The 8,876-nt window shown below is 59.4% G+C and carries 13 protein-coding genes and 2 pseudogenes; 2 read left to right on the top strand and 13 right to left on the bottom strand.

What is annotated here, in order from left to right; genetic code table 11:
* Position 1 precedes the first annotated feature (1 nt).
* Positions 2 to 703: a phage minor tail protein L gene (locus ABZO33_RS05280; RefSeq protein WP_414535131.1), complete on the bottom strand. Its 702-nt coding sequence runs from the start codon at positions 701 to 703 to the stop codon at positions 2 to 4.
* A gap of 133 nt (positions 704 to 836) precedes the next feature.
* Between ABZO33_RS05280 and ABZO33_RS05275 the strand changes: the two genes are divergently transcribed.
* The gene (locus ABZO33_RS05275) at positions 837 to 1,064 is read left to right on the top strand and encodes a hypothetical protein (protein WP_414535130.1); all 228 of its coding nucleotides are present in this window, start codon (positions 837 to 839) and stop codon (positions 1,062 to 1,064) included.
* Positions 1,065 to 1,211: 147 nt separating this feature from the next.
* Here ABZO33_RS05275 and ABZO33_RS05270 read toward each other — a convergent pair whose 3' ends face one another.
* From ABZO33_RS05270 to ABZO33_RS05240, 7 genes and pseudogenes are all read right to left on the bottom strand, one after another.
* A complete protein-coding gene (locus ABZO33_RS05270; RefSeq protein ID WP_414535129.1) occupies positions 1,212 to 1,559 on the bottom strand; it encodes a phage tail protein in 348 nt (115 codons plus the stop codon).
* Positions 1,559 to 4,114 (bottom strand): phage tail tape measure protein, encoded by a 2,556-nt coding sequence (locus ABZO33_RS05265; protein ID WP_414535128.1) that lies wholly within the window; start codon positions 4,112 to 4,114, stop codon positions 1,559 to 1,561. Before ABZO33_RS05265 ends, ABZO33_RS05270 begins: the two co-directional genes overlap by 1 nt.
* Positions 4,115 to 4,160: 46 nt before the next feature.
* A complete protein-coding gene (locus tag ABZO33_RS05260) occupies positions 4,161 to 4,895 on the bottom strand; it encodes a hypothetical protein (RefSeq protein ID WP_414535127.1) in 735 nt (244 codons plus the stop codon).
* Between the two features lie 171 nt (positions 4,896 to 5,066).
* Positions 5,067 to 5,321: a hypothetical protein gene (locus tag ABZO33_RS05255; protein ID WP_414535126.1), complete on the bottom strand. Its 255-nt coding sequence runs from the start codon at positions 5,319 to 5,321 to the stop codon at positions 5,067 to 5,069.
* Between the two features lie 29 nt (positions 5,322 to 5,350).
* Complete coding sequence (locus ABZO33_RS05250) at positions 5,351 to 5,689, bottom strand: phage tail assembly chaperone family protein, TAC (protein WP_414535125.1); 339 nt, start codon at positions 5,687 to 5,689, stop codon at positions 5,351 to 5,353.
* A gap of 9 nt (positions 5,690 to 5,698) precedes the next feature.
* Positions 5,699 to 5,920, bottom strand: a pseudogene (locus tag ABZO33_RS05245) (phage tail tube protein); the annotation flags it as partial.
* Between the two features lie 165 nt (positions 5,921 to 6,085).
* A pseudogene (locus ABZO33_RS05240) lies at positions 6,086 to 6,424 on the bottom strand (phage tail tube protein); the annotation flags it as partial.
* Positions 6,425 to 6,613: 189 nt separating this feature from the next.
* Between ABZO33_RS05240 and ABZO33_RS05235 the strand changes: the two are divergent.
* Positions 6,614 to 6,850 carry a hypothetical protein gene (locus ABZO33_RS05235; protein WP_414535124.1) on the top strand — a complete coding sequence of 79 codons (237 nt, stop codon included), beginning with the start codon at positions 6,614 to 6,616 and terminating at the stop codon, positions 6,848 to 6,850.
* Positions 6,851 to 6,952: 102 nt separating this feature from the next.
* Here the strand turns inward: ABZO33_RS05235 and ABZO33_RS05230 are convergent, their stop codons facing one another.
* Genes ABZO33_RS05230 through ABZO33_RS05210 form a run of 5 tightly spaced genes read right to left on the bottom strand, consistent with a single transcriptional unit; the run spans position 6,953 to position 8,866 of the window.
* Entirely contained in the window at positions 6,953 to 7,321 is a 369-nt protein-coding gene (locus tag ABZO33_RS05230; RefSeq protein WP_414535123.1) for a DUF3168 domain-containing protein, read from the bottom strand.
* Complete coding sequence (locus tag ABZO33_RS05225) at positions 7,318 to 7,803, bottom strand: HK97-gp10 family putative phage morphogenesis protein (RefSeq protein ID WP_414535122.1); 486 nt, start codon at positions 7,801 to 7,803, stop codon at positions 7,318 to 7,320. Before ABZO33_RS05225 ends, ABZO33_RS05230 begins: the two co-directional genes overlap by 4 nt.
* On the bottom strand, positions 7,796 to 8,134 hold the full coding sequence (locus ABZO33_RS05220; RefSeq protein ID WP_414535121.1) for a phage head closure protein: 339 nt from the start codon (positions 8,132 to 8,134) through the stop codon (positions 7,796 to 7,798). Before ABZO33_RS05220 ends, ABZO33_RS05225 begins: the two co-directional genes overlap by 8 nt.
* The gene (locus ABZO33_RS05215) at positions 8,131 to 8,448 is read right to left on the bottom strand and encodes a head-tail connector protein (RefSeq protein ID WP_414535120.1); all 318 of its coding nucleotides are present in this window, start codon (positions 8,446 to 8,448) and stop codon (positions 8,131 to 8,133) included. Before ABZO33_RS05215 ends, ABZO33_RS05220 begins: the two co-directional genes overlap by 4 nt.
* On the bottom strand, positions 8,441 to 8,866 hold the full coding sequence (locus tag ABZO33_RS05210; protein ID WP_414535119.1) for a HeH/LEM domain-containing protein: 426 nt from the start codon (positions 8,864 to 8,866) through the stop codon (positions 8,441 to 8,443). The genes ABZO33_RS05215 and ABZO33_RS05210 overlap by 8 nt, the downstream gene beginning before the upstream one ends.
* Positions 8,867 to 8,876: the final 10 nt, after the last annotated feature.

Raw genomic sequence — 8,876 nt, 5'->3', positions numbered from 1 at the left:
GTTACCTCGAACTGGCGATCAGGCTTGCGCCCATGGAGCCGCCGAAACGGCGGGTGTTGCCGCGCAGCTTGCAGCTGTTCCAGCGGCCCGCGCAGCGATCAAGCGCGGGGTTGTCCGTGGGCTCGTTCTGCTTGGTGAACATTGCCGCGCCGGCATAGGCACAGGCCTCGCCCCGGTACCAGTTGCGCGTGGCCCAGCGGCACAACTTGGTGATCTGCTGGCTGGGCAGCTGCACGCCGCCCAGGTCAAGCGGGCTCGACAGCTGGAACGTCACCTGCTCGCGGTCTTCCTCGGTCTTCTGTTCGATGAACCAGAGGTTTTCCCGCGCCTGGTTCGCGGCATTGGGGTTGCCGTCTGGGAAGTTGGCGGCGTCCAGGAAGTGCCGGAAGGTCTCAATGACCGTTACCCGCGCACCCACCAGGTCCTTCAGGGCCAGGCACAGCGCCGTCACGGCGCCGCGCACGCCGGCGATCTCGTTGGCCAGCTGCAGGGTTGGTGTGGCCGGCCGTCCGTCGCCGCGGATGTCGAAGCCCTTGGCCTCGATCTGGATTGCCTCGTACAGCTGGCCCTGCCAGATGATGTCGCCTTCCTGGGCGTGGCCGTGGAATCGCATGAGGTTGCCGCCCAAGCGCGTGGCGTCCACCTCGTACAGCCGGATCTGGTTGCCCGGCTCGAGCTTCTGGATATCGGTCTCGAAAGTCATGGGAGTCTCTAGGAAACAAGGGACGCTTTACTGGCGGGGTATCCAGACTGGATGCAAACCCAGTGGCAAGATTCGCTCCAGCCGTAGTAGCGTCATGCCTCTATTAGCGAAGCCACATACAAGGGACTTAGAAATGATTGACGAACGTCGTCTGATTCAGGCCATTGATGGCCACACAGAGGAACTGGCCACGCTCTCCTGCTTGGTCATCGGTTTGCTCAAGCACATCAAAGAGACACAGGGCGAAGATGCTGCCCACAATGCAGTTACGCTGGCCATCCAAGAGGCATCGAAAACTCAACCGCCAGGCAGAATCGGCGGAAATGCCCACCGTATCCGGGATCTTGGAAAATACATCTAGCCCCTTCCAGGGGCGTCTTTTTGCTTTTCTCGGCCGCCCCTTTTTCGACCCTTAAGCCCAAGCTCATAAGCCAGGCTCGGCAGAGAAACGAAGGGAACCTCTGGCTTACGTGGCTCTTGTTCTTCTACGGTGTGCATATTCATTTCCTTAGTAAGGGGTGAAGACCTGCTTCATCGTGAAGCTGATCCTGAACAGGCCGGCGCCCTGCGGGTCGAGCTTGTAGTCCTTGACCTTGTACCGGCCCTGGGTGCCGCCTGGCGGCGTCCAGAGGAATGACTTGTAGCCTTCGTGGCGGTCGAGGAAATCGCGCATCAGGCGCAGCTCCTGCCCGTCCTCCAGGCCTCCGGTGGCTTGGTGCGACCACTCCTGCGACTTGCCGTTGATCCCGGTGCCACCGGACTGGACGTAGCCGTCCCCGAACTCGTTCTCCCAGGTCCGATGCTTGATCTCGCCTGAGGCACCGACACGGGTGCAGAAGCTGAATGTCTCTGCCATCAAATCCTCCAGAGGATGCCGCCCTGTTGCATTTCCTGGTACAGCACCTCGCGCACTTGGGTCACAACCGACTGCCCAACCATGTCGGCTTGCCGACGAGCATCGGCATCGCTCATGCCTGGCTGGGCCTGCACGGTGACAGGCGCGTTGATGGTGATGCCACCGCCCCCAAGGCCACCGCCAGCATCGTTCGCATTGCGCAGGTACTGGGTCAGGTCGCGGTTCTGGTTTGGGTTCAACACCCGCTCGCCGCCATCGAGCAACCAGGTCCCCTCCCGGGGAATGTTGTCGATACCGTCGTGGGCCATGCCCATCAGCGCGGTGGACGCCACGCCGGCAACCATTGGTGCAGTAGCCGCAGCCGCAGCAGCTGCGGCGGCCGGGGCCATCGCTGGACCAACGACCGGAATGGCTGCGGTGGACGCGAACGCGGCCAGGCTGGCTTGAAACGCGGTGGCCTGGGCGTTGGCCACCATGGCGATACCCGCGCTCGATTGCGTCGCCTTGCCCACCAGCAGCTGCACGGCCTGGTACACCAGCCACTGAGCAGCCATATCAGCAAGCGCACCGACGAAGGCCTTGCCGAAGCCGGTGATCATGTCCATCAGCGCATCACCCGCATCTGCGGAGCCGGTGGCCACATCGGATAGGAACGTGCTCAGCTCACTCTTCGCACTGCCCAGCACCGAGGTGGTGGCGTCGGCGGCCATGGCCGAGTAGTTGGTGGCGGCGTCGGCGAAGTTCTCCCAGGCACTGGTGACGCCGTCCATCCAGTTGGCTTGTGCCTCATCGAGCCGGCTGTAGTAGTCGTTCTGAAGCTCCAGCCGCTGGGCCAGGGCGTCACTCAGGACCTGCGTTTCCTGGTCGTACAGCTCCTGGCTGATATCGCCGCTGTTGCGCTGCAGCACCAGCTCACGCTGCTGGCGGTTGAAGTCTTCCTCGATCGCCAGGCGCTCTTTCAGCCGCTCCTTGTACTTGTCGCCGCGCCCGGCGCCGGCCAACTCCTGATCGAAACCGCTGCGCGCGGTCTGGTAATCCTCGCCAACGTTGGATCGGAAGGCCGCCAGCTTCTTGGCATCCTCGTTCTGCTGCTTGATTTGCTTGAGCTGGTCGAGCTCAGCGGCGAGCCCCTTAAGGCGGTCCTGCTGCTGGGCGCTGAGGCCGTGCAGCTTCCCGGATTCCAGCTCGAACTGCAGCTTGGCCACCTCGGTGGCGTCCTTGCGCTTGTCGACCTCAGTGTTGATCAGGGCGATCTGGCGCCTGTAGTTTTCGTCGTTTGTTTCGAAGGCTTGCTTGATTTTCTTCTGGGCAGCTTCGGCAGCCTTCTCCGCAGCCTTCTGCGCATCGGTCTGGCCAAGCACTCCCGGCTTTCCAGAGCCAGGGACATCAAGTTTTGGAAGCTCTGAAGCAGCTTTCCTGGCTTGCTTCACATATTCCCTGATTGAATCTCCAGCCCAAGCCTTGTTCAGGGTCTCGCCCATCTCCAAGAACACAGTGTTAGCAACGCGAGCGTTTATCTTGGCGTCACTGCTCATCTGATCCGAGTTCTTCTTGAAGTCCTCGGACATTTCGCCAAACGTAATTTTGCTCAGCGTCAGGTTGGCTGTCGCGCCTATGCTTTGAAGGTACGCCATAGCGGTGGCAAAGGTGCCTACAGCTGCAGCAGCCACAACCTTGAAAGCCCGGCCAACCCCATCGGCAGTAGAAGACAACATTGCGCCGACTTCCACAAAATCGTTGGAGAACTCGCGGACTTTTTTCTGAAGCCCCCCTGCCTCTTTGGTGGTGTCTACAAAGTCCTTGGCTAGCTGGGCTAGAATCGGCATGAACTCTGCAGCTAGTGCAGTTCTTGCCGAATTTGCGTACTGACCTATGGTGGTAAGTTGATTGTTGAATTCCTTAGCGGAAGCAATGGTCAACCCATCCAGAACCATCCCCGTGGACTGGGCCGAATCTCCAAGCTCTTTGAATCTCTTACCTCCGTCCGCCAGCAAAGGAGCCAATGCGCTTGCCTCATCCGCAATAGCCTCCATGAAGAAAGTCATCTGTGCCTGATTGACATTTGCCTTCTGCAAGCTGCTTGCATAGAGCTGCAGGGCCTCGGCACTACTCAACTTTCGGAACTGCTCGGCAGTCACACCGACCTTAGGTGCAATCGTCTCGAAGAAATTTTTGAGCTCACCACCACCGGTAGCTAGGAAATCACCAACCTTGTCGTTGGTGTCCTTGAAGATGTCCGATAGCTTATCCTGCTGGATTCCAACTGACGAAGCAGCGGCGGCATACCTTTGAAACTCGGTGGTGCTTAGGCCAGCCAACGATGACAGGTTTGATATCTCTTTTGCGGCAGACGCAGAGCTGGCAACCAAGCCAGCTACGGCGGCAGGGATCGAAGCGAACGCGGCACCTAAGGCTGTTCCAACGAGCTCAGCAGACTTCTTGATGTCAGCCATACGCTTCTGCGTTTCGCGGCTGGCTTTGTCTATCGGACCAGTGAACCCACCAATCTTCGCAATTAAATCAAGGGTGAGTGTGCCAAGAGAACGGCTCGCCATGCTTTCCTCCAGGCGAAAAAAAGCCCGCTAGAGCGGGCTTAGTAGATCACAAATTTTTGAATCTTACCCTTACCTGGTCAGACACAACTGATTTCGACCTAACATTTACTACGCTTACGGCGGCAAACTTAGCGCTAACAAAGTAATTGCTAATGGTTGATTCTTTAGCATGATTCATTGTGGCGCTGCCAAACGATTTATCAACCTGCAAGTAATTCGGAATCGGCTCTACAATAATAGCGATCCGTAGATCAGGCCTTTGCTTCTGAAACTCAGCACTTGACATATTCAACTTGGCAACAAGATCCACAGACATAGAACCTCCGGATTTTGGAATACCTGGCCCCACTAAGTAAACCCTATCAATCTCGAACTCTTGAACTACAGTTTTCGCGCCGTATGAGTTCTGACCTACAAACTCCCCTTTCTTTGTTTCAATGTCCGGGAGAGCTGCAGAATAGAAACTTTTCTTGAAATCTTGGATCAACTGGCCGTTTTCCCTAAAGCCGAAGCCTTGGGCATCATCAAGGCGCATCCTAAACCCCAGAGAACCGTTCTCCTTGTCAAACTCAATATTGTAGTCCTTCAGCTCTGACATTACTGCATAAAGCCCAAGGCCCGCCATCCTCTGCCTGAACTCCGAATTGGTCTCTAGTTTACCCTGGGCGCCACCGAGACTCTTGTACTTATCAACCAGTAGCTTTGGGGAGTCAAACGTTAAAAACTTTCCATTAAAAACGAACGGACGAAGATCTACATATGATTCGGACGGCCCTGCCATTTCATATCTATGACTAACCGACGGAGCCGCGCATCCAGACAGCAGTAACGAAATCGCCAACACCCATCCTAGTTTCATGTCTTCCCTCAACGCAGCATTAATAAAATTGCCACTGTACATGCCTGAGAAAAGATTACAACTCTACCACCGCCGCCAAAAGACCACTTGAAATCAGCTCCACTCAGCCATGGCTTGATCCAAAGCCGACCCCGGCTTGACATGATGCGGCATGAAGTCCTGAAGGTCTGCCTTCCCGCCACCAGTGCGGTTCACCTGCATCGCAACGATAGCGGCCGACAGCTCCTGCCGGCTCGCCAGGTTCAGCGATCCATGCTTATCTCGGTAGGCGACCCAGGCCAACACCTCCGCATAGGAAAGCGTGGCCTTGGCCTCTGCGATCGTGTTACCGCCGATCCCGTTAAGCACCAGCTCATGCCACAGTTCGTCAGCCGAGGTCAGCTCTTTGGGGGCGGGTTGTTCACCGACTTCACGGCCTCGTAGAGCACAAGGCCGAGGCCTGGGTCGAGGTTCACGGCATCTTCGAATGGCAACTCCTCGGAACCATCCTTACCCAGCATGACGCTTGCCGAGAGCAGGCTGGCGGTCCGGAACTGTTCGGTTTCGCCTCTGGCGTACATCTTCTCCATCACGCCGAACGAATGGCGGCGAATGTGAACGGTGAACTTGTCGGTGACCGGCTTGCCGTTGTCGTCGAGGTGCTTCCACTCGACCTTGACTGGTACCAGGGCGTCAGCAACGACGCCCCCTTTCTTCTTCAGTTGCGCGAGATCCATGGATGCCCCTTACGCAGATTTCTTGAGCCAGGCAGAACCGCCCGAGCGCTGGATGGATACCGCGGTGCTGACCACGGCGTTGGCGGCGAAGTCGAACGGGAAGTCGGCGACGTAGCCCTCGAACACGAACCAGGTGCGCGAAGGCGGCAGGACGAAGTCCTCTTCCAGGTTGACGGTGGCGGTGGCCGCAGCCCCCGAGCCGGCGCCGCCAGTGAAGCCCACGGTCGGCGCGCTGGTGTAGCCAGTGCCTGGGTTGGTGATGTTGATAGCCACCACCTCGTCATCCTCCAGCACGGCCACGGCGGTAGCGCCGCTACCACCGCCGCCGGTGAGGGTAACGGTCGGGGCGGTCGTGTAACCGCTGCCGCCGGCGGTAACGGTGATCGCGTCCAGGCTGCCAGCCGCGGCCACGGTAGGCACTGCGGTGCCGTCGGACCAGCCAACCGCCCACTTGATGGTGGTGTCGCCGTCGGTCTCGGACAGCTGGTGAAGGCGGACATGGCTCGCGCTGTTCGGGTCGGCGTTGATGGTGAGCGAGGCCTGGCCCGGGGTGCGCAGGCCCTTCTTGTAGGTACGGGAAGTGGAGCTGAGGCAGGTGTCCTCGATCTGCTCAGCCGGCGAGCCGCCAGGGTTGAAGGCGGTGGCACACTCGACCTCAACAACGGTCGAAGGGCCGGTGCCGGTGAGGGGCGGCATCAGGGCAAAGACCTGGGTGCCTTGGGTCAAGATCGACATGGTGGTCTCCTGTCGGGCAAAGAAAAGCCCGCTCGAGGCGGGCTGGGCTTAACTGGCTGGTTGTCCAGGGTGGATGGAAATTCAGTAACGACAGCGTGTGTAGCCGTAGTAGCGTTGTGCCTCCCAATGAACCGCTCCGGTCCGTTTCCGGGAATCCCAAGGACTGGGCACGATGAAGTAGGAGGTCAGATGTCAAACGAGCAGCGCGCACTAACCCCATTTGAGACAAGCGTTTGCGCAGCGCTTCAAGTGGTGGGCGTAACGATCGCGTCCCTCGCCCCAGAGCGGCGCGCCGACATGGAAGAAGTCGTCACTAAATTGATCAAGGCGCTCCCTGCTGACCAGTCGATTTATGGAGGTCGGTCCGAGCATCACATTGCACTGGAATCCTTGATCGCAGGTATTTTCCCAGAGCGGAACAAGTGATCTGCTGAGAGATCCAGTCGAGTATCTTCCCGGCGTCACCATGACCCGGGAATCCCCCATCCTGCCTTGCCATACTTATCTCCTGCGGCTTTGCCGCGTCGTTTATCTGGGGACTATCCAGTCCACGTCGAAGCTGGTTCGGTAGTTCTTGGTGGTGGGGTCGCGGGTTTCGCCGCCCCACCGCGTGACATAGGCCTGTAGCTCGATCGCGTCACGAATGGCATCCCTGACTGAGCGGGACGAGGGGCCCGTGCTGCCGTACACATCCACCTGCAGGGTGAAGCCATCGGCATCTGGGCGGCCGGCCAGGTAGTTCTCCGGGCTGCCGTTGACCAACTGCCACACGGCATAGGGCTTCGCCACGTTGTCCGGCGCCTCGCCGAACGAGTACAGGCGCATGCCCGCCCCTGCCCCGAGCAGCGCAGTCACAGCGGCGCTCTGCGAGCAGGCTTCAACGATTGGTGGTGTCATGTGGATGCCGCCTTCTTCGCTGTGCGCCGGATAGCGCGGTCTATCGCCTTCTCGTACTCGGTGACGAAGGTGCTCGTTACCTGGCTGATGCTGTCGGCCAGCGCTGGGCGCATGAACGGAACGGCCGCCATCTTCTCGGTACCGAACTCGATGAGGCGCCAGTGCGGGGTCGGGGAGTTCGGGCTGAGGTCGCCACCGTTCTTCAACACCGCACCGTGCAGCACGCCGATCCGGAAGCCCAGATCGCCGGTCTGCTTGAACAACTTGCCATTCCAGCGCAGCGCGATGTTGTCAGCGATCGAGCGGCCAGTCTCCTTGTCGTCGATGCGCTCTGCGCGATCCTTGGCGTTCTGCACCACCACCTGGGCGGCCTTGCGCAGCGCGGCACGGCCACCCTTGCGCTTCACGTCATAGGCGACCGCATCGAGCTTGCCGAGCAGGCTGTCCAGGCCGGTGATAGAGAACTCGACACCGTCAGCCATCCCTCACCCCCTTCGATACCAGGATCGTCAGGTACTCCAGGCCGGACTTGGGGTCCTCCAGCGGAGGGCCTTCGATGCTGTAGAAATCGCCCCGATGCACGATCCGCATGCTTGGCAGAACACCAGTCCGATATCGGATGACAATCCGTGCCGTGGCTTCCGACTGGCCGGCCTGGGCGGCGATAAGGTCGCGGGCTGATAGTGGCGATACTTGTGCCCAGACCTTGGCGAATAGCTCCCAAACCGGCTCACCGAACTCTACAGTTACAGGGTCACGAGGTGTAACCTTGTGCTGGATCTCAATCCGATGCTTAAGATCGCCAGCCCTCATACGTTCACCCAGCGATGAGGCCCCCAAAGAGCCTTGGTGGCCATCGGCAGTTCGGTCGCGATAGTGCCGGTGACAACCGTCTCCCGGCTGGCGTACCAGTGGCCAATCAGCAGCAGCGCGCCCTGCTGGATCGACTTGCGGAACGCCAAGGCGTTGCCGATCGGGTCAGGCAGCGGCTCCCCCTCTGCAATCAGCTTACGGTTGGTCCACTGCTCGAACGTGCTGAATGCCGCGTCGGTGTATGCCTGGATCAGGGCGTCTTCTTCGTCACCGTCAACCCGCAGGTGCGACTTCACGGTGTCGAGGTCAATCATTTTTCGGCACCAGGGCCTGCAACGCCGGCTTTTTCGCGTCTGCCGCGAACTCAATACCGTTGGCGGTGAGCCATTCTTTCAGCTTGGGAACGGTCATCTTCAGGGGGTCGGTTTCGTTTTCGGAGCCCTTCTGCAACTCGATGGCCGCGTCGATTTCTTCCTGCGAACTGCGCGAGGCATAGCCTTCCGGCGGATAGTTGGCAGCCAGGTAGCCTGCCTCCACGAATTCAGCCACGGTGGGGCCGTCCTCGCGAAGCCCTGGGGTGCGCTTCTGGTCGAGATATTCGGCCACGCCCAGGTGATCGACCGCCACCAGCGCGCAACGGTCCGAAACCTCCTGCTCGCCCACCTGGATCTCGACCACCTGGTTGCCGTCCACAGCGAACGGAAACGCCTTCTTCACGGAAATGATTGGCATAAATCCTCCA

It is taken from the genome of Pseudomonas sp. CAM1A (assembly GCF_047501685.1).
GTDB lineage: Bacteria > Pseudomonadota > Gammaproteobacteria > Pseudomonadales > Pseudomonadaceae > Aquipseudomonas.
This window is presented reverse-complemented; position numbering and strand designations above follow the sequence as displayed.

Bases quoted from the DNA above. Each gene is read 5' to 3' on its own strand.
- ABZO33_RS05260 (WP_414535127.1), bottom strand. From the start codon at position 4,895: ATGGCAGGGCCGTCCGAATCATATGTAGATCTTCGTCCGTTCGTTTTT.
- ABZO33_RS05235 (WP_414535124.1), top strand. From the start codon at position 6,614: ATGTCAAACGAGCAGCGCGCACTAACCCCATTTGAGACAAGCGTTTGC.
- ABZO33_RS05230 (WP_414535123.1), bottom strand. From the start codon at position 7,321: ATGACACCACCAATCGTTGAAGCCTGCTCGCAGAGCGCCGCTGTGACT.
- ABZO33_RS05225 (WP_414535122.1), bottom strand. From the start codon at position 7,803: ATGGCTGACGGTGTCGAGTTCTCTATCACCGGCCTGGACAGCCTGCTC.
- ABZO33_RS05265 (WP_414535128.1), bottom strand. From the start codon at position 4,114: ATGGCGAGCCGTTCTCTTGGCACACTCACCCTTGATTTAATTGCGAAG.
- ABZO33_RS05275 (WP_414535130.1), top strand. From the start codon at position 837: ATGATTGACGAACGTCGTCTGATTCAGGCCATTGATGGCCACACAGAG.
- ABZO33_RS05215 (WP_414535120.1), bottom strand. From the start codon at position 8,448: ATGATTGACCTCGACACCGTGAAGTCGCACCTGCGGGTTGACGGTGAC.
- ABZO33_RS05210 (WP_414535119.1), bottom strand. From the start codon at position 8,866: ATGCCAATCATTTCCGTGAAGAAGGCGTTTCCGTTCGCTGTGGACGGC.
- ABZO33_RS05250 (WP_414535125.1), bottom strand. From the start codon at position 5,689: ATGGATCTCGCGCAACTGAAGAAGAAAGGGGGCGTCGTTGCTGACGCC.
- ABZO33_RS05280 (WP_414535131.1), bottom strand. From the start codon at position 703: ATGACTTTCGAGACCGATATCCAGAAGCTCGAGCCGGGCAACCAGATC.
- ABZO33_RS05220 (WP_414535121.1), bottom strand. From the start codon at position 8,134: ATGAGGGCTGGCGATCTTAAGCATCGGATTGAGATCCAGCACAAGGTT.
- ABZO33_RS05270 (WP_414535129.1), bottom strand. From the start codon at position 1,559: ATGGCAGAGACATTCAGCTTCTGCACCCGTGTCGGTGCCTCAGGCGAG.